General features: G+C 71.0%; 20 protein-coding genes. 18 read left to right on the top strand and 2 right to left on the bottom strand.

Annotation, left to right across the window (positions count from 1 at the left end; translation table 11 throughout):
* Window positions 1-2: 2 nt before the first annotated feature.
* From pdxT to V6S66_RS08965, 11 genes are all read left to right on the top strand, one after another.
* Window positions 3-599, top strand: a complete 597-nt coding sequence (gene pdxT, locus V6S66_RS09015; RefSeq protein ID WP_334206405.1) for a pyridoxal 5'-phosphate synthase glutaminase subunit PdxT — start codon at window positions 3-5, stop codon at window positions 597-599.
* 17 nt (window positions 600-616) lie between these two features.
* On the top strand, window positions 617-1,381 hold the full coding sequence (locus tag V6S66_RS09010) for a YebC/PmpR family DNA-binding transcriptional regulator (protein WP_334206404.1): 765 nt from the start codon (window positions 617-619) through the stop codon (window positions 1,379-1,381).
* Between the two features lie 52 nt (window positions 1,382-1,433).
* A complete protein-coding gene (gene ruvC, locus V6S66_RS09005; RefSeq protein WP_334206403.1) occupies window positions 1,434-1,964 on the top strand; it encodes a crossover junction endodeoxyribonuclease RuvC in 531 nt (176 codons plus the stop codon).
* A complete protein-coding gene (ruvA, locus tag V6S66_RS09000) occupies window positions 1,961-2,554 on the top strand; it encodes a Holliday junction branch migration protein RuvA (RefSeq protein WP_334206402.1) in 594 nt (197 codons plus the stop codon). Before ruvC ends, ruvA begins: the two co-directional genes overlap by 4 nt.
* Window positions 2,555-2,578: 24 nt before the next feature.
* Entirely contained in the window at window positions 2,579-3,661 is a 1,083-nt protein-coding gene (gene ruvB, locus V6S66_RS08995) for a Holliday junction branch migration DNA helicase RuvB (RefSeq protein ID WP_334206401.1), read from the top strand.
* Window positions 3,662-3,809: 148 nt separating this feature from the next.
* The gene (gene yajC / locus V6S66_RS08990) at window positions 3,810-4,100 is read left to right on the top strand and encodes a preprotein translocase subunit YajC (protein WP_334206400.1); all 291 of its coding nucleotides are present in this window, start codon (window positions 3,810-3,812) and stop codon (window positions 4,098-4,100) included.
* The gene (gene secD, locus V6S66_RS08985; protein ID WP_334206399.1) at window positions 4,100-5,725 is read left to right on the top strand and encodes a protein translocase subunit SecD; all 1,626 of its coding nucleotides are present in this window, start codon (window positions 4,100-4,102) and stop codon (window positions 5,723-5,725) included. Before yajC ends, secD begins: the two co-directional genes overlap by 1 nt.
* The gene (gene secF / locus V6S66_RS08980; RefSeq protein ID WP_334206398.1) at window positions 5,725-6,816 is read left to right on the top strand and encodes a protein translocase subunit SecF; all 1,092 of its coding nucleotides are present in this window, start codon (window positions 5,725-5,727) and stop codon (window positions 6,814-6,816) included. The genes secD and secF overlap by 1 nt, the downstream gene beginning before the upstream one ends.
* Before the next feature lie 63 nt (window positions 6,817-6,879).
* Window positions 6,880-7,446 carry a hypothetical protein gene (locus tag V6S66_RS08975; protein ID WP_334206397.1) on the top strand — a complete coding sequence of 189 codons (567 nt, stop codon included), beginning with the start codon at window positions 6,880-6,882 and terminating at the stop codon, window positions 7,444-7,446.
* A 5-nt stretch (window positions 7,447-7,451) separates the two neighbouring features.
* Window positions 7,452-7,982: an adenine phosphoribosyltransferase gene (locus V6S66_RS08970; RefSeq protein WP_334206396.1), complete on the top strand. Its 531-nt coding sequence runs from the start codon at window positions 7,452-7,454 to the stop codon at window positions 7,980-7,982.
* A gap of 163 nt (window positions 7,983-8,145) precedes the next feature.
* On the top strand, window positions 8,146-10,527 hold the full coding sequence (locus tag V6S66_RS08965; RefSeq protein ID WP_442885899.1) for a RelA/SpoT family protein: 2,382 nt from the start codon (window positions 8,146-8,148) through the stop codon (window positions 10,525-10,527).
* A 54-nt stretch (window positions 10,528-10,581) separates the two neighbouring features.
* Here V6S66_RS08965 and V6S66_RS08960 read toward each other — a convergent pair whose 3' ends face one another.
* Together V6S66_RS08960 and V6S66_RS08955 are read right to left on the bottom strand one after the other, a co-directional pair.
* Entirely contained in the window at window positions 10,582-11,514 is a 933-nt protein-coding gene (locus V6S66_RS08960) for a hypothetical protein (RefSeq protein ID WP_334206395.1), read from the bottom strand.
* 134 nt (window positions 11,515-11,648) lie between these two features.
* Entirely contained in the window at window positions 11,649-12,887 is a 1,239-nt protein-coding gene (locus V6S66_RS08955; protein ID WP_334206394.1) for a DUF349 domain-containing protein, read from the bottom strand.
* 74 nt (window positions 12,888-12,961) lie between these two features.
* Here V6S66_RS08955 and V6S66_RS08950 point away from each other — a divergent pair, with 74 nt between their 5' ends.
* From V6S66_RS08950 to alaS, 7 genes are read left to right on the top strand one after another with little or no spacing between them, the layout of a single operon-like run.
* Window positions 12,962-13,669 carry an MBL fold metallo-hydrolase gene (locus V6S66_RS08950; protein WP_334206393.1) on the top strand — a complete coding sequence of 236 codons (708 nt, stop codon included), beginning with the start codon at window positions 12,962-12,964 and terminating at the stop codon, window positions 13,667-13,669.
* A complete protein-coding gene (gene hisS / locus V6S66_RS08945) occupies window positions 13,669-15,033 on the top strand; it encodes a histidine--tRNA ligase (RefSeq protein ID WP_334206392.1) in 1,365 nt (454 codons plus the stop codon). The genes V6S66_RS08950 and hisS overlap by 1 nt, the downstream gene beginning before the upstream one ends.
* Window positions 15,030-16,811, top strand: a complete 1,782-nt coding sequence (gene aspS / locus V6S66_RS08940) for an aspartate--tRNA ligase (RefSeq protein WP_334206391.1) — start codon at window positions 15,030-15,032, stop codon at window positions 16,809-16,811. Before hisS ends, aspS begins: the two co-directional genes overlap by 4 nt.
* A gap of 20 nt (window positions 16,812-16,831) precedes the next feature.
* Entirely contained in the window at window positions 16,832-18,205 is a 1,374-nt protein-coding gene (locus V6S66_RS08935; protein ID WP_334206390.1) for a replication-associated recombination protein A, read from the top strand.
* A gap of 33 nt (window positions 18,206-18,238) precedes the next feature.
* Window positions 18,239-18,811: a hypothetical protein gene (locus V6S66_RS08930; protein ID WP_334206389.1), complete on the top strand. Its 573-nt coding sequence runs from the start codon at window positions 18,239-18,241 to the stop codon at window positions 18,809-18,811.
* Window positions 18,808-19,113, top strand: a complete 306-nt coding sequence (locus V6S66_RS08925) for a DUF6167 family protein (RefSeq protein ID WP_334206388.1) — start codon at window positions 18,808-18,810, stop codon at window positions 19,111-19,113. The genes V6S66_RS08930 and V6S66_RS08925 overlap by 4 nt, the downstream gene beginning before the upstream one ends.
* The gene (alaS, locus tag V6S66_RS08920; protein WP_334206387.1) at window positions 19,113-21,791 is read left to right on the top strand and encodes an alanine--tRNA ligase; all 2,679 of its coding nucleotides are present in this window, start codon (window positions 19,113-19,115) and stop codon (window positions 21,789-21,791) included. The genes V6S66_RS08925 and alaS overlap by 1 nt, the downstream gene beginning before the upstream one ends.
* Window positions 21,792-21,796: the final 5 nt, after the last annotated feature.

The raw sequence follows: 21,796 nt of genomic DNA, 5'->3' as shown, positions 1-21,796 counted from the left end.
CGGTGACCTCCAGCCCCACGATCGGTGTCTTTGCTCTGCAGGGTGACGTGCGCGAGCACGTCACCGCGCTCGCGCGACTCGGTGCCACGGCCATCACGGTGCGCCGTCCCGAGGAGCTCGCCCGGTGCGACGCCCTCGTGCTGCCGGGCGGTGAGTCCACCACGATGTTCAAGCTGGCGCGGACCTTCGAGCTCTTCGAGCCGATCGTCGACCGGATCGGCTCGGGCATGCCGACGTTCGGCACCTGCGCGGGCATGATCATGCTGGCCGACCGCGTCAAGGACGGTACGCGTGACCAGGAGACCTTCGGTGGTCTCGACGTGACCGTCCGCCGCAACGCGTTCGGCCGCCAGGTCGACTCCTTCGAGGGTGATCTCGACCTCGCGGGCCTGGCCGAGCCGGTCCACGCCGTGTTCATCCGCGCCCCCTGGATCGAGCAGGCGGGGGAGTCGGTCGAGGTGCTGGCTTCGGTCGAGGTCGCCGGCGCGGATAGGATCGTGGCGGTTCGACAGGGCCACCTGCTCGCCACCGCCTTCCACCCGGAGGTCGGGGACGACGACCGGGTGCACGGCCTCTTCGTCGATCTCGTCACGCAGTAGAGAAGAGGGGACGCGCCATGTCAGGGCACTCCAAGTGGGCCACCACGAAGCACAAGAAGGCCGTCGTCGACGCCAAGCGCGGCAAGATGTTCGCCAAGCTGATCAAGAACATCGAGGTTGCGGCGCGCACCGGCGGGCCCGATCCCGACGGCAACCCCACGCTGTACGACGCGATCCAGAAGGCCAAGAAGTCGTCGGTCCCGAACGACAACATCGACCGCGCGGTCAAGCGTGGCGGCGGCATCGGCGACGACGCGGTCGACTACACCACGATCATGTACGAGGGGTACGGCCCGAACGGCATCGCGATGCTGGTCGAGTGCCTCACCGACAACAAGAACCGTGCCGCGATGGAGGTACGTACCGCCATGACGCGCAACGGCGGCACGATGGCCGATCCCGGATCGGTCTCCTACCTGTTCCACCGCAAGGGCGTCATCATCGTGCCCGCCGAGCAGGAGGGCAGCGAGACCAACGAGGACGACATCCTCCTGGCGGTCCTCGACGCCGGTGCCGACGAGGTCAACGACCTCGACGGCGCGTTCCAGGTCGTGTGCGAGCCGACCGACCTGGTCGCGGTGCGCACCGCGCTGCAGGACGCGGGCCTCGACTACGACTCCGCCGACGCCTCCTTCGTGCCGTCGGTGCAGGTCGAGGTCGACGTCGACGGCGCCACCAAGGTCCTGAAGCTCATCGACGCGCTGGAGGACTGCGACGACGTGCAGAACGTCTTCGCGAACTTCGACGCGAGCGACGAGGTCATGGAGCAGGCCCAGGCCTGAGCCGGGCGTGTCGTGACCGGGGGAGTCGGCGCCGACGCCTAGGCTGTCGAACATGAGTTCGGTCGGACTGCGGGTCATGGGCATCGATCCCGGCCTCACGCGCTGTGGTGTCGGGGTCGTCGAGGGGTCCGTCGGTCGCCCGATGAACCTCGTGCACGTGGGGGTCGTCCGCACGCCGGCCGACCTCGACGTCGCCCGCCGTCTGCTGCTGCTGTCCGAGGGCATCGAGTCCGCCATCGCCGAGCACCGGCCCGATGCGGTGGCGATCGAACGGGTCTTCGCCCAGCACAACGTGCGCACCGTGATGGGCACGGCCCAGGCCAGCGGCGTCGCGATGGCGGTGGCGGCACGCCACGGCCTTGGCGTCCACCTGCACACCCCCAGCGAGGTCAAGGCCGCCGTCACGGGCAGCGGCCGCGCCGACAAGGCGCAGGTCGGGCAGATGGTCACGCGCATCCTGCGACTCACCGAGGCGCCCAAGCCGGCCGACGCCGCCGATGCGCTCGCGATCGCGATCTGCCACGTGTGGCGCGGGGGAGCGCAGCAGCGCCTCGCCGACGCCCTCGCGAGGGCCGGCCGATGATCGCCTCGCTCCGCGGCACGGTCGTCGCCGTCCAGCTCGACGGCGCCGTCCTCGACGTCAGCGGGGTCGGGTACTTCGTGCGCAGCACGCCGGGCACGCTCGCCACCCTCCGCCTCGGCCAGGAGTCCACGGTCAGCACCACGCTGGTGGTCCGTGAGGACTCCATGACGCTCTACGGCTTCGGCAGCGCCGAGGAGCGCGACATGTTCGAGCTCGTCCAGACCGCCAGTGGCATCGGCCCCAAGGTCGCGCTGGCGATGCTCTCGGTGCTCGACCCCGACCGGCTGCGCTCGGCCATCGCGCAGTCCGACCTCGCGGTGCTGACCTCGGTGCCCGGCATCGGCCGCAAGGGTGCCGAGCGCATCGTCGTCGAGCTCAAGGACCGCGTCGGGCTCGCCACCACCACCAGCGCCACGGGCGCGCCGGCCTGGCGCGAGCAGGTGCACGAGGCACTGCTCGGCCTCGGCTGGAGCGCCCGCGACGCCGAGTCGGCGGTCGACGCCGTCGCCGCCGGCCTGACCGACGGCGCCGAGCCCGAGGTCGCCACGGCGTTGCGCGACGCCCTCCGCTCACTCGCGCGGTCCCGATGAAGGGGCATCGATGAGGGGAATGCGATGAGGGACGACGAGCCGCTGGAGACCGGGGAGGTCGGCATCGTGGCGCCGGCCGCCGGCACCGATGACCGCGCCTACGAGGCGGCGCTGCGCCCCCGCACGCTCGAAGAGGTCGTGGGGCAGGACCGCGTGCGCGAGCAGCTCGCGCTCGTGCTCGAGGCCGCCACGGCCCGCGGGTCCGTCCCCGACCACGTGCTGCTCTCCGGGCCGCCCGGCCTGGGCAAGACCACGCTCGCGATGATCATCGCGAACCACCTCGCGGCGCCCCTGCGCATCACGAGCGGCCCGGCGATCCAGCACGCCGGCGACCTCGCGGCCATCCTCTCGGGCGTCAACGAGGGCGACGTCGTGTTCATCGACGAGATCCACCGGATGTCCCGCCCGGCCGAGGAGCTCCTCTACATGGCGATGGAGGACTTCCGGGTCGACGTCATCGTGGGCAAGGGCCCCGGAGCGACGGCGATCCCGCTGGAGATCCCACCCTTCACGGTCGTGGGGGCCACGACCCGCGCCGGACTGCTGCCGGGTCCGCTGCGCGACCGCTTCGGCTTCACGGCCCAGCTCGACTACTACGAGGCGGCCGACCTCGACCGCATCGTCACCCGCTCGGCCGGCCTGCTGGCCCTCGACCTCACGCCCGAGGGCGCTGCCGAGATCGCGGGCCGCTCCCGCGGCACGCCACGGATCGCCAACCGACTCCTGCGCCGGGTCCGCGACTACGCGCAGGTGCGCACGGAGGGCGTGCTCGACCTCGAGGCCGCTCGAGCCGCCCTGGCCCTGTACGAGGTCGACGAGCTCGGGCTCGACCGGCTCGACGTCGGCGTCCTGCGTGCGCTCTGCGCCAGCTTCGGCGGGGGCCCGGTCGGCGTCTCCACGCTCGCCGTCGCGGTCGGCGAGGAGCGCGAGACCGTCGAGGAGATCGCCGAGCCCTACCTCGTGCGGCTGGGCTTCCTCGCCCGCACGCCCCGGGGCCGGGTCGCGACCCCGGCCGCGTGGCGCCACCTTGGTCTGACTCCACCGGTCGGCGCCGACGCGCAGCTCCCGCTGCCGGGCGAGCCCGAGGACCCTCCGGTCCAGGGCTGAGCGACCCGAGTTCCTGATTTCTCGCTGAATCCCCGTCCTCACGCGGGGTGACGGGCGTCGCGGCGTCTACACTTCCCGATGGCCCACAGGCCGATCCGCCCGGCGCCCGGCGCCCGGCGATGTCCTCACCCTCGTCTGGAGCTCCCGCGTGTCCGAACTGGCCGGCTTCATCCCGCTGTTGCTGATCGTCGTCGTCTTCTGGCTGTTCATCATCCGCCCGCAGCGCCGGCGCCAGCAGGAGTACTCGACGCTCCAGAGTGAGCTCGCGCCCGGCCAGCAGGTCATGACGACCAGCGGCATCTTCGCCGAGATCGTCTCGATCGACGACATCGACGCCGTGTTGCGGATCGCCCCCGGCGTCGAGATCCGGGTGCACCGCCAGGCGATCGGTGAGGTCGTGCGCCCCGACCCCGAGCCCGGCTCGGCTGAAGGCCTCTGATGGCCGCGCCCGCCCGCGGCCGCAAGGTGCGCCGCCCGGGACGCACGCTCGTGCTGTTCCTCGCCGGCGTCGTCGCGATGTTCGCGCTCGTCGGGTTCATCGACCTCGAGGACGGCGGAGGTCACGGCACCTGGGCGCCGCGTCTGGGCCTGGACCTGCAGGGCGGCACGCGCATCACGCTGCAGGCCGAGTCGGCCGACGGCGACGTGACCGCGGACAACCTCAGCCAGGCGCGCGGCATCATCGACCAGCGGGTCAACGCCACCGGCGTCTCCGAGGCCGAGGTCACGACGCAGGGCGGCAACCAGATCGTCATCGAGATCCCCGGCAAGGAACGCGGCGACATCGTCGATCAGGTGGGTCGCACGGCCCAGCTGCAGTTCCGGCTCGTCTGGCAGCAGCAGGTCGCCTCCACCGGTCAGGCGCTCGACGAGGCCGCGGCCCAGCAGGCCCAGGCGGCGGTCGACGCCGTCGACTGGTCGGCCCTGAGCCTCGACCAGCTCATCGCCGCCGAGACCCAGACACCCGCGGCACTACCGGCGGAGTACCAGGCCGGGGTCGCGGCGCTGCAGCAGCAGGCCCAGGCCTTCGTCTGCGCCCCGGGTGAGCTGACCGTCGTCGACACCGCCGACGCTCCGATCGTCACCTGCGACCCGAAGACCGGCGAGGTCGTGGTGCTCAGCCCGGCCGTCATCGAGGGTTCGCACGTCGAGGACGCCAGCGCGACCGTCCCGCAGAGCACGGCGCAGTGGGTCGTCGACATCGAGCTCGACGGCGAGGGCAGCGACACGTTCGACACCGTCACCGACGCACTCACCCCGGTGCAGGGCCGCTTCGCGGTCGTGCTGGACGGCGAGGTCATCACGGCCCCGACCTCGAACGCGCACATCACCAACGGCCGGGCGCAGATCAGCGGCAGCTTCACGCAGGAGACCGCGGTCGACCTCGCGAACCAGCTCAAGTACGGCGCCCTGCCGCTGACCTTCGCGGTGAACGGTGTCTCCGTCGAGGGGCCGACACTGGCGGGCAGCCAGCTGCAGGCCGGCCTGATCGCCGGCGCGATCGGCATGGTGCTGGTGCTGCTCTACGGACTCTTCTACTACCGCGGGCTCGGGCTCGTGGTCATCGCGTCGCTCGGTGTCGCCGCGGCGATCACCTACGGACTGGTGCTGCTCCTGGGGCAGGCGGTGGGCTTCACGCTCACGCTGCCCGGCATCGCCGGCCTCATCGTGGCGATCGGCATCACGGCCGACTCGTTCATCGTCCTGTTCGAACGCATCCGCGACGAGGTCCGCGACGGCAAGTCGCTGCGCCTGGCCGTCGAGGCCGGGTGGGAGCGGGCGAGGTCGACGATCCTCGCGGCCGATGCCGTGTCGTTCATGGCGGCGTTCATCCTGTTCATCTTCGCGATCGGCGTCGTGCGTGGGTTCGCGTTCGCGCTGGGACTGACGACCCTCGTCGACATCCTCGTGGTGTTCCTGTTCACCAAGCCGTTGATGTCAGTGCTCGCCAGGACGAAGTTCTTCGGCCAGGGCCACAAGCTCTCGGGGCTCGACGCCTCGCACCTGGGCATCGAGGGCCGCAAGGTCACGGAATTCGCCACGGCGAAGGGAGGCCGGTCCTGATGGGACGAATCAGCAGCTTCGGCCAGCACCTCTACACGGGCCGGATCTCGTTCGACTTCGTCGGACGGCGCATGCTCTGGTACGCCATCAGCGCCGTGCTGGTCCTCGGCTCCGCCGCCGGACTCGGGGTGAACGGCCTCGAGCGCGGCATCGACTTCAAGGGCGGCGTCGAGTTCACCGCCCAGGTGGACCAGAACGACGCGAACACGGTCGACGACCTCCGGGAGGCCGTCGTCGACGTGGGCCTGGACGCCGCGTCGGAACCGGTGGCCAACGCCTCCGGCGACAGCGCTGTCCGCATCCAGACCGGCACCCTGACGCAGGACGAGACGAGCCAGGTGGTCTCGGCCCTGGAGTCCGCCGGTGCGACCGAGGTGAGCCAGAACCTCGTCGGCCCGTCGTGGGGTGCCGAGGTCGCCAAGAAGGCGCTCACCGGGCTTCTGGTCTTCCTCGTCATCGTGGTGCTGTTCATCTGGGCGTACTTCCGTGAGTGGCGCATGTCCGTCGCCGCGATGGTCGCGCTGGCGCACGACATCGTCATCACGGTCGGCGTCTACGCGTGGTCGGGCTTCGAGGTCACCCCCGCGACCGTCACCGGTCTGCTGACGATCCTGGGGTACTCGCTCTACGACACCGTGGTCGTGTTCGACAAGGTCCGCGAGAACACCCGGGGCATCACCGCGTCGACGAACCGGATCTACACCGAGCAGGCGAATCTCGCCGTCAACCAGACCCTGGTGCGCTCGATCAACACTTCCATCGCCGCGTTGCTCCCCGTCGGGGCGCTGCTGGTCGTCGGTGTCGGGGTGCTGGGCAGTGGTCCGCTGAAGGACCTCGCGCTGGCGCTGTTCGTCGGCATGGCCGTCGGCACGTACTCGTCGATCTTCATCGCGACGCCGCTGGCGGCCCAGCTCAAGGAGCGCGACCCCACGATCCGTGAGCACACCGCCAAGGTGCTGGAGCGTCGCGCCAAGAGCCTGGAGGCGGCCGGCGCCGCGGCCCCGGCCGCCGCTCGGCCGGTCACCGCCTCGGGCGCCTCGGGGCGCAGGCAACCGCAACGATCCAGCCGCCAGCAGCGCCGCGGTCGGTGATCCCGGGTTCTGTCCCGCCCCGAACCTCGTCCCAGTACCGTGTCCGTGACCCAAGGAGCTCTCATGTCGTCCACTGCCAAGACCGCCTCGTCCGCACCCGCGTGGCGTCGCCCCCAGGTGCTCGCGATCGCGGGCGTCCTCGTGCTGGCGCTCGCCGCAAGCGGGTGGTTCTTCCTGCTGCGTGACGGCAGCGGTGCCTACTGCGACGACCTGCAGGCCTGGCAAGACAAGAGCGAGGAGACCCTGGCGCCCGACGCCGACGTCGCGACGTCGGCGGAGTTCCTCGCCGGCAGCGTCACGCGCCGCCTCGACGGCGCCGAGCAGTTCTCGAAGGACGGCCCGGACGACGTCCAGGACGACTGGAAGCTGTTCCACGAGCGTCTGCAGGACGTCGTCGAGGTCTTCCAGAAGATCGGGTACGACCTGACCGACCCGGCCTCCGTGCAGAAGTTCGCCACCGACGTGCAGTCCGGCGCGCTCACCTCGATCGATCCGGCCCTGCAGGCCGAGGCCACCGAGGTGCAGAACAAGCTGGCCGACTCCGAGTCGACCGCGGCCGTCAACGCCATCACGAAGGATGCGAAGGACCGCTGCGACATCGACCTCCAGCTCTCGACCGCGGCCCAGTGACCTCCGTGCCTGACGCCGCCACCGAGATCGAGGCGCTCGTCGACGCGACGGTGCCGACCGTGGCCGACTGGCCGGAGCCGGGCGTGCTGTTCCGGGACATCTCTCCACTGCTGGCCGACCCGGTGGCGTTCGGCACGGTGGCGCAGGCCATGGCGGCCGCAGCTGGCGAGGTCGACGTCGTGCTCGGCGTGGAGGCGCGTGGCTTCCTGTTCGGCCTGGCCGTGGCCGAGCGCCTCGGCGTCGGCTTCGTGCCGGTGCGCAAGGCCGGCAAGCTTCCGGGTCGCACCGAGAGCGTCTCGTACGACCTCGAGTACGGAAGTGCCACGATCGAGGTGCCCGCTGGGGCCGTGTCGTCGGGGCAGCGGGTCGCGGTCGTCGACGATGTCCTGGCGACCGGCGGCACGCTCGCGGCCGCCGTGGATCTGGCCCGGCGGTGCGGGGCCGAGGTCGTCAGTACCGTGGTGCTCATCGAGATCACCGCACTCGACGGGCGTCACGCGTTCGACGCGCCCTGCGTCGCGCTGCGTTCCTACTGATCCGGCTCGCCCGCCCCTCCTCCGACCGGGAAGGTCACATGAACTCCTCGCAGATGCGTGTCGTCGCCCTCGTCCTCGTCGCCGTGCTCGTCCTCGGCGTCGCCGCCTCCCTCCTGTCGGGTCTGGGCTGACCTGAGCCGTAGACTGAGCGCAGGAGGTCGTCGTGGCAGATCGTGGTGAGGTCGCAGAGGCGCCCGACCACGTCCCGAGCCCCCAGACGCCCGCCGACCAGGGCGCTCACGCCACCGAGTCCGCACCGGCCCCCGGTCCCGACACGGCACCGGCCTCAGCGCGGGTCCGCTCGCGCCTGTCCCGCATCGGTGGCAAGACGCAGACCGGGCAGGCGGTGCTCGAGCCGCTCCTGAAGATCTACCGGGTCACCCACCCCAAGGGCGATGTCGCGTCGATTCAGAAGGCTTACGTCATCGCCGAGCGGATGCACACCGGTCAGGCGCGCAAGAGCGGCGACCCGTACATCACGCACCCGTTGGCGGTCGCCACGATCCTGGCCGAGCTCGGCATGACCGCGCCCACGCTGTGCGCGGCGCTGCTGCACGACACCGTCGAGGACACCGCGTACACGCTCGAGGAGCTGCGGGTCGACTTCGGTGACGAGGTGGTCCATCTCGTCGACGGCGTCACCAAGCTCGACAAGGTCAAGTACGGGGCCACGGCGCAGTCCGAGACCATCCGCAAGATGGTCGTCGCGATGAGCCGCGACATCCGGGTGCTCGTCATCAAGCTCGCCGACCGCCTGCACAACATGCGCACCCTGCGCTACCTGCGTCAGGACAAGCAGGAGCGCATCGCCACCGAGACGCTCGAGATCTTCGCGCCGCTGGCCCACCGCCTCGGCATGAACACCATCAAGTGGGAGCTCGAGGACCTCGCGTTCGCGACCCTCCACCCCAAGGTCTACGACGAGATCGTGCGCCTGGTGGCCGATCGCGCCCCGTCGCGCTCGACGTTCCTGGAGCGGGTCGTGGGCGACGTCGAGTCCGATCTCAAGCACACCAAGATCAAGGCCACCACCACGGGCCGGCCGAAGCACTACTACTCGATCTACCAGAAGATGCTCGTGCGAGGCCGCGAGTTCTCCGACATCTTCGACCTGGTCGGGGTGCGCATCCTGGTCGACTCAGTGGCTGACTGCTACGCCGTCCTGGGGGTCCTGCACGCGCGCTGGAACCCGATCCCGGGCCGCTTCAAGGACTACATCAGCGTCCCGAAGTTCAACATGTACCAGTCGCTGCACACGACGGTCATCGGTCCGCAGGGCAAGGCCGTCGAGCTCCAGATCCGCACCCATGCGATGCATCGGCGGGCCGAGTACGGTGTCGCGGCGCACTGGAAGTACAAGGAGGACGCCACCGCCAAGGCGAAGGGGCCGGCCACCCCCACGGGTGCGCCGATCAGCACCGAGATGGCGTGGCTGCGTGAGCTCCTCGACTGGCAGTCCGAGACCGAGGACTCGATCGACTTCCTCGACCAGCTGCGGTACGAGATGGGCCAGACGGGTGTGTACGCCTACACGCCCCGCGGCGACCTGATCCAGCTGCCCGACGGCTCGACACCGGTCGACTTCGCCTACTCGGTGCACACCGAGGTCGGTCACGCGTGCATCGGCGCTCGCGTCAACGGACGGCTGGTGTCCCTGGAGTCGAAGCTCGAGACCGGCGACGTCGTCGAGATCTTCACCTCCAAGTCGCCCGACGCCGGTCCCAGCCGCGACTGGCTCGAGTTCGCCGTGAGCCCGCGTGCACGCAACAAGATCCGGCAGTGGTTCACGAAGGAGCGCCGCGAGGAGGCCGTCGAGCACGGCAAGGACCTCATCGCCCGCCAGATGCGCAAGGAGAGCCTCCCGCTGGTGCGGCTCTTCCGCCAGAGCACGTTGGAGGTCGTGGCCGGCGACCTCAACCTGGCCGACATCACGGCGCTGTATGCCGCCGTCGGCGAGAGCAACGTCAGCGCGCGAAGCGTCGTCGACCGGGTGCTGGCACTCGCGGGAGGTCGCGAGGGCGCCGAGGAGGACCTCGCCGAGGCCACCGTGCCCACCGTGGGCCGGCGCGCCGCGCGCTCGCGCGAGGGTTCGGACGCGGGCGTCGTCGTCGACGGCCTCGAGGGCAGTGCGCTGGTCAAGCTCGCCCGGTGCTGCACGCCCGTGCCCGGCGACGAGATCGAGGGCTTCGTCACCCGCACGTCCGGTGTCTCGGTGCACCGACGCAGCTGCGTCAACCTCGTCCAGCTGCGGGGCGACGAGCCCGAGCGTCTGGTCGCGGTGCGCTGGGCACCCAGCGCCACGAGCACGTTCCTCGTCGCGCTCCAGGTCGAGGCGCTCGACCGGCCGGGGCTGCTGTCGGACATCACCCGGGTCATGTCCGAGCAGCACGTCAACATCCTCTCGGCCGCCCTCTCCACGGGTACCGACCGCGTGGCCAAGAGCAAGTTCACCTTCGAGATGGGTGACGCCAAGCACCTCGGCCACGTCCTCAAGGCCGTCCGCACGATCGAGGGCGTCTTCGACGTCTACCGCCTCACCCAGTAACCCTTTCCGCTCGCGAGAGAGTTTGTTGGTGGCGAGGAGAGACTTTGTTGGTGGTCACGAGCGAGTTTGTGGAGCGCGGGTGCCCCACCAGCGGGGGATGGGCGTGAATCCGATCAGGTCACCCACCTGGCGCTCGAAGGCGTTGTCCGGCCCGAACAGGGTCGCGTAGCGGGCCACGACGAATCGCCAGCCGTACTGGTCGGCCAACGGTCCGCGGCGATCGTGGTCGTGCGCGGCGTCCAGGGCGCCGGTGTGGTGCTCGCGGCCGTCGAACTCCACGGCGACCAGCTGCTCGACGTACGCGTGGTCGAGCCGTCGGGCCACACCGTCGCGGTCGATCACCACGACCTGCAGCTCCGGCGTCGGGAATCCCGCGTCGTGGAGTCGGAGCCGGGTCCAGGACTCACCCGCCGACTCCGCGCGTGGGTCGACGAGGACGACCAGGGCGCGAGCCTGGCGGATGCCGGGGTATCCCTTCAGGCGATGGACGTGATCGCTCAGGTCCGCGAGATCGACGAGACCGGTCCGCACCAGCTGATCGGCGGAAGCGAGGGCGTAGGGACGGTACTGGCGACGCAGGAGATCGCCGGCCGTGCGAACTGGGGTCGTGGTGATCGTGCCGTAGGCGTCGGTCACGTCGTGGACGGTCAGCTTGGCCTGGCGGCACTGGACACCCGGCACGGTGATGCGGGTGGTGCCGTGCGGCACGAGGAACGTCGGCGTGAAGTCGTGGCGTCGACCCGGCGCGAAGACGTCGACGCCCATCGCCCACGCGGCGGTCTCGCCGCACGCGACCCCGGCCGGCGGACGTACCTTCTCGACCGCTGCGACGCGCAGCTCGCGCGAGTCCGGGACCCGCGCATCGACGAACACGCCGCGGAGAACCCGCCGAAGGGCGCCGTCGCGCACCAGGTGGTGCGCGTCGTACCTCGACATCACTTCGTCGTTCGAGGAGAAGACCAGGCCCCCGGCCACGAGTTCGTTCACGCGGCCATGCAAGACCGATTCAGCTCAGCGTGGGGTTTCCCATCCACAGGGCGGCTGCACAAACTCTCTCGTGACCACCGACAAAGTCTCTCCTCGCCACCAACAAAGTCTCTCGCGAGCGGCAATCCTGGGGGTCAGGAGAAGTCGGCCTGGGCGCGCTGGGCCATGTCGAGGAAGGCGCGGTTGGACTCGAGCTTGGCGGTGAGGTCCTTGACCTTGCGCTGGTCGCCGGCGGCCTCGGCCTTGGCGAGCGACTCCTCGGTGTCGGTGATGGCGCGCTGCAGCTTGCCGATCATGTCGTCGGCGCGGGCCGACTTCTCGGGATCGGTGCGCTGCCACTTGCGCTCACCCGCGGCGCGGACGGCCTCCTCGACCTTGCGCAGCTTGCCCTCGAGCTCGGAGATCCGGGCCCGCGGCACCTTGCCCGCCGCCTCCCAGCGGTCGGCGATGTCGTTGAGCGCCCTGCGCGCGGCATCGGCATCGGTGACCGGCAGGAGGGCCTCGGCCTCGACCAGGATCTTCTCCTTGACGTCGGCGTTGCCCTCGAACTCCTTGTCGAGCGCCGCGTTGGCCTCGTCGCGCGCCTCGAAGAACGCATCCTGGGCGGCGCGGAACCGCTTCCAGAGCTTGTCCTCGACGTTGCGCGGGGCCGAGCCGGCCGCCTTCCACCGCGACATCAGGTCGCGGTAGGCGCCGGCGGTGGCGCCGAAGTCGGTGGAGCCGGACAGGGCCTCGGCCTCGACGATGAGCTTCTCCTTGATCTTCTTCGCCTCGGCGCGTTGGCCGTCCTGCTCGGCGAAGAAGGTCTTGCGCGCCCGCATGAACGAGGTGCGTGCGCCGCTGAAGCGCTTCCAGAGCGCGTCGTCGGCCGAACGGCTGAGGCGCGGCAGCGCCTTCCACTCCTCCAGGAGCGCCGTGAGCCGGTCGGAGCCCTTGCGGTACTCGGTGCCGGCCGCGATCTTCTCGGCCTCGGTCACGATCTCGGTCTTGCGCTGCTCGGCCACGGCCTGCTCGGCCTCGCGCGCAGCCTTCTTGGCCTCGCGTGCCTTCTCGATCTGCGGCGCGAGCGCGTCGAGCCGGACCTCGAGGGCGGCCAGGTCGCCCAGGGCCGCGGCCCCGGAGATGTTCTGTCGCGCCTTGTCGAGCGCCTTCACGGCGTCAGCGGGGGAGAGGGCGCCGGACTCGAGTCGCTTCTCGAGCAGCTCGACCTCCGTCTCGAGCGCGCCGAAGCGCCGCTCGTAGAACGCCAGCGCCTCGGTCGGGTCGGAACCCGCGGCCCATTGGCCGATGATGCGCTCGCCGTCGGCGGTGCGGAGGTGGACGTTGCCCTCGTCGTCGACGCGGCCCCACGGGTGCTCGGCGGGTGTGGTCATGGGCACAGTCTAGGGACGCCTGTCGGACAGGAGTGGCGCCGGACCGATCCGTGGCCTCGCGTACCCTGTCGGACGTGCTCCTGACGTCCTTCCCTGCCGGTCCGCTGCAGGCGAACTGCTACCTCGTCGCCCGTGGACCGGGCGCCGGCTGTGCGGTCGTCGATCCCGGCATGGACGCCATCGAGGGGGTCCGCTCGGTGGCCGCCGAGCACGACCTCACCCCGCAGGCCGTCCTGGTGACGCACGGTCACTTCGACCACCTCTGGAACGCCCAGGACGTCGCGGCGGAGTGGGGTTGCCCGGTGTGGATCCACCCGGCCGACCGACACCTGCTGAGTGATCCGATGGCGGCCATCTCGAACGAGTCTGCTGCGATGCTGCGCGGTCAGCTGGGCCTCGACGGCGAGCTGCCGGAGTTCGTGGAGCCCGCCGACGTCCGTGACGCGGTCGACGGCGCGACGATCGACGTCGACGGCATCACGTTCACGGTCGCCCACGTGCCCGGGCACACGCCCGGCACGCTGTACTACCTGATCGACTACCCCGACAACGACGAGGTCTCGCAGGTCATGTTCTCCGGCGACTTCCTGTTCGCCGGATCGATCGGCCGCACCGACCTCGTGGGCGGCTCGCACCCGCAGATGATCGACAGCCTGCGCGACAAGGTGCTGCCGCTGCGCGACGACGTCGTGGTGCTGCCCGGTCATGGACCTCAGACCTCCGTCGGGCGCGAGCGCACGACCAACCCGTACCTCGTCCAGATCGCCGACGGGCTCGCCTGATGGCGTCCCTCTCCGGGTTCCCCGAGTACACCCCGCGCGAGCGCATCGTCGAGCAGGCCGTCCTCGACCACCTTCGGTCGACCTTCGAGCTGCACGGCTTCGCCTCGGTCGAGACCCGCGCGGTCGAGCCCCTCGACGTGCTGTTGCGCAAGGGGGAGATCGACAAGGAGGTCTACGCGGTCCGGCGGCTCGCCGACGGTGCCGGTGACGCCGACCTGGCGCTCCACTTCGACCTCACGGTGCCGTTCGCCCGGTACGTCGTGGAGAACGCGAACACCCTCGACTTCCCGTTCCGCCGCTACCAGGTCCAGAAGGTCTGGCGCGGCGAGCGCCCGCAGCAGGGGCGCTACCGCGAGTTCACGCAGGCCGACATCGACGTCGTCGGCCGCGACGTGCTGTCGCCGCACGCCGACGTCGACGTCGCGCAGGTCATGACCGAGGCGCTGGGCGGATTGATGGACCTCGTCGGCTCGGCAGATGCGCACGCCACGCTCCAGGTCTCGAACCGCAAGGTGCTCGAGGGCTTCTACCTGGGCCTCGGACTGACCGACAGCACGGCCGTGATGCAGGTCGTCGACAAGCTCGACAAGGTCAGCCCCGAGAAGATCCGCGTCATGCTCGGCGAGATCGGCGTCTCCGACGACAGTGCCACCAAGGTGCTCGCCCTGGCCGAGATCGTCACGACCGACACGTCGTTCGTGCAGCGGGTCGAGGCGCTCGGTGTCGAGCACGAGCTCCTGGCCGAGGGCCTCTCGGAGCTGGCCCACGTGGTCGGCTCGATCGTCGCCCCCGGCCGCGTCACCGTGACCGCCGACCTCCGGATCGCCCGAGGCCTCGACTACTACACGGGCACGGTTTTCGAGACACGCCTGTCGGGCTTCGAGCAGCTCGGGTCGATCTGCTCCGGCGGCCGGTACGAGAAGCTGGCCGCCGACAACCGCAGCACCTACCCCGGCGTCGGCATCTCGCTCGGTGTGTCCCGCCTCCTGGCGGCCCTGCTGGGTGACGGCGTCACCGCGAGCCGCTCGGTGCCGACGGCCGTGCTGGTCGCGGTCGCCGACGAGGCCGACCGCCGCGGTGCCGACGACGTCGCCAGGTCGCTGCGCTCGCGAGGTGTCCCGACCGAGGTCGCCCCGTCGGCCGCGAAGTTCGGCAAGCAGCTGCGCCACGCCGAGCGTCGCGGCATCCCGTTCGTGTTCTTCCCAGGGGGAGCGGACGGCTCCGCCCCCACCGTCAAGGACATCCGCAGCGGCGACCAGGTCGAGGCCGACCCGGCCACCTGGACGCCCCCTGCCGACGACCTGCGTCCGCAGGTCGTCGCCCCCACGCCCCCCGTTCCCGACCTCCAGGAGAAGACCCCGTGATCCGCACGCATGACGCCGGCACCTTGACCGCCGACAGCATCGGCCAGCAGGTGACGCTGGCCGGCTGGGTGGCCCGCCGTCGCGATCACGGTGGTGTGGCCTTCATCGACCTGCGCGAGGCCAGTGGTGTCGTGCAGGTCGTGGTCCGCGAGGACGTCGCCCACCAGCTCCGTGCCGAGTACTGCCTCAAGATCGTCGGCACCGTGCAGCGGCGCCCCGAGGGCAACGAGAACGCGGGCATCGCGACGGGCGAGATCGAGGTCGTCGCCGACGAGGTGGAGATCCTCAGCGCGTCGGCGCCGCTGCCGTTCCCGATCGACGACGCCGCAGGCTCCGGTGCCGGCGAGGTCGGCGAGGAGGCCCGCCTGCGTCACCGCTATCTCGACCTGCGCCGCTCCGGCCCGGCCGCCGCGCTGCGTCTGCGCTCGAAGGTCAACGCCACCGCCCGCGAGGTGCTCGCCCGCCACGAGTTCGTGGAGGTCGAGACCCCCACGTTGACGCGCTCGACCCCTGAGGGGGCTCGCGACTTCCTGGTGCCGGCCCGACTGCGTCCCGGCAGCTGGTACGCCCTCCCGCAGAGCCCCCAGCTGTTCAAGCAGCTCCTGATGGTCGGCGGGCTCGAGCGGTACTACCAGATCGCGCGCTGCTACCGCGACGAGGACTTCCGTGCCGATCGTCAGCCCGAGTTCACCCAGCTCGACATCGAGATGAGCTTCGTCGACCAGGACGACGTCATTGCCCTGGCCGAGGAGATCTATGCCGAGCTCTGGAAGCTGATCGACGTCGAGCTGCCGCGCCCCTTCCCGCGCATCACGTACGCCGACGCGATGGGCAAGTACGGCTCCGACAAGCCCGACCTGCGCTTCGACCTGGAGCTCACCGAGCTCACCGAGTACTTCACGGACACACCGTTCCGCGTCTTCCAGGCGCCCTACGTGGGTGCCGTGGTTCACCCCGGCGGCGCCTCGCAGCCGCGTCGCACGCTCGACGGCTGGCAGGAGTGGGCCAAGCAGCGTGGTGCACGTGGCCTGGCCTACGTGCTGGTGCAGGAGGACGGGACGCTCGGTGGGCCCGTCGCGAAGAACCTGTCCGACGCCGAGCGCGACGGCCTCGCCGCCGCGGCCGGAGCCAAGCCCGGCGACGCGATCTACTTCGCCGCCGGACCGACGAAGTCGATGCGTCAGCTGCTCGGTGCCGCCCGTGTGGAGATCGCCCGGCGCGAGGGCCTGATCGACGAGTCGGCCTGGTCGTTCTGCTTCGTCGTCGACTGGCCGATGTTCGAGTCGGTCAGCGAGCTGGACGCTGGTGACGTCGCCGTCGGTGGCGGCGAGTGGACCGCGGTCCACCACGCCTTCACCGCCCCGCAGGACGTCGAGACGCTCGCGACGCCGGGTGATTCCCTCGCCTGGGCCTACGACATCGTCTGCAACGGCAACGAGGTCGGAGGCGGCTCGCTGCGCATCCATCGCCAGGACGTGCAGAAGCGCGTCTTCGAGATCATGGGCATCGGCGCCGAGGAGGCCGAGGAGAAGTTCGGCTTCCTGCTCGACGCCTTCGCGTTCGGTGCCCCGCCGCACGGTGGCATCGCCTTCGGCTGGGACCGCACGGTGGCCCTGCTGACGGGGTCGGACTCGATCCGCGACGTGATCGCGTTCCCGAAGTCCGGCGGCGGCTACGACCCGCTCACCGCGGCTCCGGCACCGATCACCGACGAGCAGCGCGCCGAGGCCGGTGTCGACTTCGAGCCCGAGGACGAGGACGGCCCGGAAGGGTCCTGATCGACGACTACGCTCGTCGGGTGAGCGACGGCCTGTTCGACCTGCCCCAGCACGGGGGCGGCCGCGCGCCCGGACGCGACTCGGGTGGATCCCTCGCGGGCGGCGCGTCGGCCAACGCACCGCTCGCAGTCCGCATGCGACCGCGCACGCTCGACGAGCTCGTCGGCCAGCAGCACCTGCTGGCGCCGGGCTCCCCGCTGCGCCAGGTCATCGAGGGCGACCAGCCCCTCACGATCCTGCTGTGGGGCCCGCCCGGCACCGGCAAGACCACGGTCGCGAGCCTGATCAGCAACCACACCGACCGTCGCTTCGTCGAGGTGTCGGCCGTCAGTGCCGGGGTCAAGGACGTCCGCGACGTCATCGCCGGCGCCCGCACCGCCCTGGCGAACACGGGGCGGGAGACCGTGCTGTTCGTCGACGAGGTCCACCGGTTCAGCAAGGCCCAGCAGGACGCCCTGCTGCCCGGCGTCGAGAACCGGTGGGTCAGCCTCGTCGCGGCCACCACCGAGAACCCGCACTTCAGCGTCATCTCGCCGCTGCTGAGCCGCTCGCTGCTGCTGACGCTCCAGAACCTCACCGACGACGACGTCGCCACCCTGATGGAGCGCGCCGTCACCGACGAGCGAGGCCTCGCGGGCGCCGTCACCCTGACCGAGGAGGGCAAGGACCACCTGGTGCGCCTCGCCGGCGGCGACGGACGCCGGGCGCTCACCTATCTCGAGGCGGCGGCCGGCGCGGCCCGTGCGCAGGGCAAGACCGAGATCGGGGTCGAGGACGCCGCGCTCGCGGTCGACAAGGCGGCGGTGCGCTACGACCGCCAGGGCGACCAGCACTACGACGTCGCGAGCGCCCTCATCAAGAGCATCCGCGGTTCCGACGTCGATGCTGCGCTGCACTACCTGGCCCGCATGATCGAGGCGGGGGAGGACCCCCGGTTCATCGCGCGCCGACTCATCATCTCGGCCAGCGAGGACGTCGGCATGGCCGATCCCACAGCCCTGCCCACCGTCGTCGCCGCCGCGGAGGCCGTCGCGATGATCGGGCTCCCCGAGGGACGCATCCCACTCGCGCAGGCGGTGGTGCACCTCGCGCTCGCGCCCAAGTCCAACGCGGCCTACAAGGCCATCGACGCCGCGCTGGCCGACGTCCGGGCGGGCAAGGCCGGTGCGGTGCCCCCGGCACTGCGCGACGCGCACTACTCCGGAGCCAAGAAGCTCGGCCACGGGCACGACTACCTGTACCCCCACAACGACCCGCGGGCGGTCTCCGGCCAGCAGTACGCGCCCGACGAGATCGACGGGGCCGAGTACTACGTGCCGACCCCGCACGGGTTCGAAGGATCGCTGCGCGAACGGCTCGCTCGCCTCCGGGCCATCCTGCGCGGCGCACGGTGACCCGCCCCACCCGTCCCTAGTAACCTCGAGGCCATGTCCACCGACGTCGTCGTGCTCGCCGCCACCGCGGTGCTCGCCGTCGTCGCCCTGGTCGCCGCCGTGGTCACGGTGCGGGTCGCGCGTTCGAGCGCCCGCGACCGGGCCGAGCTGCGAGCCGAGCTCGAGGCGCGTCGCGCCGCCGAGGAGCGTCAGTCGTCGGAGCGGGCCGCCGTTCTCGCCGCCGAGGCTCTGGTGCCGGTGCCGTACGACCCGAAGGTCGACCGCCGGGGTGAGACCGGCGACCTCGTCGTCCGACCGCAGACCGCACCGACCCAGACGCGTGTCGTCGACGGCCAGGTCTTCGTGGTGCCGACCCAGCACGACGTCGTCGCGACGGCACTCAGCCGCCCGGCGATCCGGGTCTCGGTCCTGGTCCACGGACTCGCCCACGCCCTGCGCCCGGAGTCACGCGACCGCATCTCGGCCCTGATGCGCCGTGAGTTCACCCGCCGCCGACGCGAGCGCCAGCGTGCGGCCCGCCAGGCGGCTCGGCTGCACACGCCCTCGGCCGCGCCGAACCCCGGCACGGCCTGGGTCTCGGGTCCCGACGTGGAGCGGACCCGATGACCCCGCGCGTGGTCTGGTTCGTCGCCGGCACCGCTGCGGGCGTCTACGCCTCCGTCAAGGCCCGTCGCGCCGCCCACCGGCTCTCCGTCCCGGGCATCGCCGACCAGGCTGCGGCGCTCGGACTCGGCCTGCGCGAGCTCGCCGGCGAGGTCCGCGACGGCATGGAGGCCAAGCAGCACGACGTCGCCCGCGACCTGTACCGTCGCGCTGCGCTCCCGCCGGCCCACGCCGACGTCCCCGAGCTCCTCGAGTCCGGGCCCACCAGCACTCACCCGAACCCCGCCGAGAAGGACACCGCCTGATGGAGACCGCCGAGATCCGGCGTCGATTCCTCGCTCACTTCGAGACCGCCGGCCACACCGTCGTGCCGTCGGCCCCGTTGTTGTTCGACGACCCGAACCTGCTGTTCGTCAACGCCGGCATGGTGCCGTTCAAGCCGTACTTCCTCGGGCAGGAGACGCCTCCGTTCGACCGGGCCACGAGCGTCCAGAAGTGCGTCCGCACCCTCGACATCGAGGAGGTCGGCAAGACCACGCGGCACGGCACCTTCTTCCAGATGAACGGCAACTTCTCGTTCGGCGACTACTTCAAGGCCGGGGCCATCGAGCACGCCTGGAACCTCATCACCGGGTCGGTGGACGACGGCGGTCTGGGCTTCGACCCCGCCACGATCTGGGTCACCGTGCTGCACACCGACACCGAGTCGCGCGAGCTCTGGAAGAAGATCGCGGGCCTGCCCGACGAGCGCATCCAGAACCGCGGACTCCTCGACAACTACTGGCACATGGGCGTCCCGGGTCCGGGTGGTCCGTGCAGCGAGATCTACGTCGACCGCGGCGCCCAGTACGGTCCCGACGGCGGCCCCGAGGCCGACGAGGACCGGTTCCTCGAGATCTGGAACCTCGTGTTCATGCAGGAGGAGATCACCAACGTCCGCGCGAAGGACCAGTTCGAGGTCGTGGCGCCCCTGCCGCACCAGAACATCGACACCGGCATGGGCCTGGAGCGTGTTGCGTATCTCCTGCAGGGCAAGGAGAACATGTACGAGATCGACGAGGTCTTCCCCGTCATCTCGCGAGCCGAGGAGCTCACGGGTCGCCGCTACGGTGCCGACCCGGTCGACGACGTGCGTTTCCGCGTCATCGCCGATCACGTGCGCAGCGGTCTGATGCTGATCGGCGACGGTGTGACCCCCGGCAACGAGTCGCGTGGCTACGTGCTGCGCCGGCTCCTGCGTCGCGCGGTGCGCTCGATGCGCCTGCTCGGCTACGACGACCCGGCCCTGCCGGCGCTGCTCCCGGTCAGCCAGGAGCGCATGCGGTCGAGCTATCCCGAGCTCGAGAAGGACTTCGCCCGCATCAGCCAGATCGCGTTCGCCGAGGAGGAGGCGTTCCGCCAGACCCTGGGCAAGGGCACGCAGATCTTCGACCTCCACGCGCGCAACGCCAAGGAGGCAGGTCGTGCCGGCCTGTCCGGCGACGCCGCCTTCACGCTCCACGACACCTACGGCTTCCCGATCGACCTGACCCTCGAGATGGCCGAGGAGCAGGGCCTGTCGGTCGACGCCGACGGATTCCGCTCGCTCATGGCCGAGCAGCGGGCGCGGGCCAAGGCCGACGCCAAGTCGAAGAAGGGCCTGCACGCCGACACCACGGCGTACCGGGCCGCCCTCGACGCCCACGGGCCGACCGACTGGCTCGCGTACACCTCGCTGGCCACCGAGTCGCGTGTCGTCGCCCTGCTGGCCGGCGGCGAGCCGACCCCGGCCCTCGGGGCGGGGTCCCTCGGTGAGGTCGTCCTCGACCGCACGCCGTTCTACGCCGAGTCCGGTGGTCAGAACGCTGACGCCGGCCACCTGGTGTGGTCAGGGGGCCCAGCAGGATCGGGCCGGGCCGAGGTGCTCGACGTGCAGCGGCCGATCAAGGGGCTCGTCGTGCACCAGGTCCGCGTGCTCGAGGGCGAGCTCACGCTCGACGTCGACCTCGAGGCCCTCGTCGACCCCGAGTGGCGTACCGGTGCCCGGCAGGCGCACTCGGGCACCCACGTCGTGCACGCCGCGCTCCGCGAGGTGCTCGGACCCACCGCGCTGCAGTCCGGCTCGTACAACCGTCCCGGCTACCTCCGACTCGACTTCGGCTGGGGCAGCGCCCTCGCGCCGGACCAGCTGCGCGAGGTCGAGGAGGCCTCCAACCGCGCGCTGCGCGCCGATCTCCCGGTCAGCGCGAACCTCATGACGATCGCGCAGGCCAAGGAGGCCGGCGCCCTCGCGCTCTTCGGCGAGACCTATGGCGAGCAGGTGCGCGTCGTCGAGATCGGCGGCCCCTGGTCGCGCGAGCTCTGCGGCGGCACCCACGTCGAGCACTCCTCGCAGATCGGCACGGTCGTCCTCACGTCCGACAGCTCGGTCGGCGCCGGCAACCGCCGGGTCGAGGCGCTCGTCGGGATCGAGGGCTTCGCCTACCTGGCACGCGAGCGCGACCTCGTCGCGCAGCTCTCGGGCCTGCTCAAGGTCAAGCCCGACGACATCCCCGGCCGCGTGGGCGACCTCGTCGAGCGGCTCAAGGCCACCGAGCGCGAGCTCGACAAGATCAGGGCCGCCGAGCTGCTCTCCGGCGCGGGCACCCTCGCCGAGGGCGCCAAGGACGTCGCCGGCACGGCGGTCGTGGCCACCCGGCTCGACGGCGTGGGCGGAGGCGACCTGCGCACCCTGGCCCTGGACGTGCGCAACCGTCTCGGACAGGACCGTCCGGCCGTCGTGGCGCTGTTCGGCGTCACGGACGGCAAGCCATCCGTCGTGATCGCGCTCAATCCGGGCGCCATCGACCGGGGTCTCTCGGCGGGTGACCTCGTGCGGTCCGCGGGCGAGCAGATCGGCGGTCGCGGTGGCGGCAAGGCTGACGTGGCCCAGGGCGGCGGCACCGACGCGTCGGGAGTCGACGCCGCGATCGCGACGGTCGAGTCCGCCGTCTCGGGGGCGTGACGAGG

The organism is Aeromicrobium sp. Sec7.5, assembly GCF_036867135.1.
In the GTDB taxonomy this organism is placed as follows: Bacteria; Actinomycetota; Actinomycetes; order Propionibacteriales; family Nocardioidaceae; genus Aeromicrobium.
Note: the sequence above shows the minus strand (reverse complement) of the source record. Positions and strands in the feature narration are given on the sequence as shown.

Bases quoted from the DNA above. Each gene is read 5' to 3' on its own strand.
- V6S66_RS09010 (WP_334206404.1), top strand. From the start codon at position 617: ATGTCAGGGCACTCCAAGTGGGCCACCACGAAGCACAAGAAGGCCGTC.
- ruvC (WP_334206403.1), top strand. From the start codon at position 1,434: ATGAGTTCGGTCGGACTGCGGGTCATGGGCATCGATCCCGGCCTCACG.
- ruvA (WP_334206402.1), top strand. From the start codon at position 1,961: ATGATCGCCTCGCTCCGCGGCACGGTCGTCGCCGTCCAGCTCGACGGC.
- ruvB (WP_334206401.1), top strand. From the start codon at position 2,579: ATGAGGGACGACGAGCCGCTGGAGACCGGGGAGGTCGGCATCGTGGCG.
- secD (WP_334206399.1), top strand. From the start codon at position 4,100: ATGGCCGCGCCCGCCCGCGGCCGCAAGGTGCGCCGCCCGGGACGCACG.
- secF (WP_334206398.1), top strand. From the start codon at position 5,725: ATGGGACGAATCAGCAGCTTCGGCCAGCACCTCTACACGGGCCGGATC.
- V6S66_RS08975 (WP_334206397.1), top strand. From the start codon at position 6,880: ATGTCGTCCACTGCCAAGACCGCCTCGTCCGCACCCGCGTGGCGTCGC.
- V6S66_RS08955 (WP_334206394.1), bottom strand. From the start codon at position 12,887: ATGACCACACCCGCCGAGCACCCGTGGGGCCGCGTCGACGACGAGGGC.
- hisS (WP_334206392.1), top strand. From the start codon at position 13,669: ATGGCGTCCCTCTCCGGGTTCCCCGAGTACACCCCGCGCGAGCGCATC.
- V6S66_RS08930 (WP_334206389.1), top strand. From the start codon at position 18,239: ATGTCCACCGACGTCGTCGTGCTCGCCGCCACCGCGGTGCTCGCCGTC.
- V6S66_RS08925 (WP_334206388.1), top strand. From the start codon at position 18,808: ATGACCCCGCGCGTGGTCTGGTTCGTCGCCGGCACCGCTGCGGGCGTC.
- alaS (WP_334206387.1), top strand. From the start codon at position 19,113: ATGGAGACCGCCGAGATCCGGCGTCGATTCCTCGCTCACTTCGAGACC.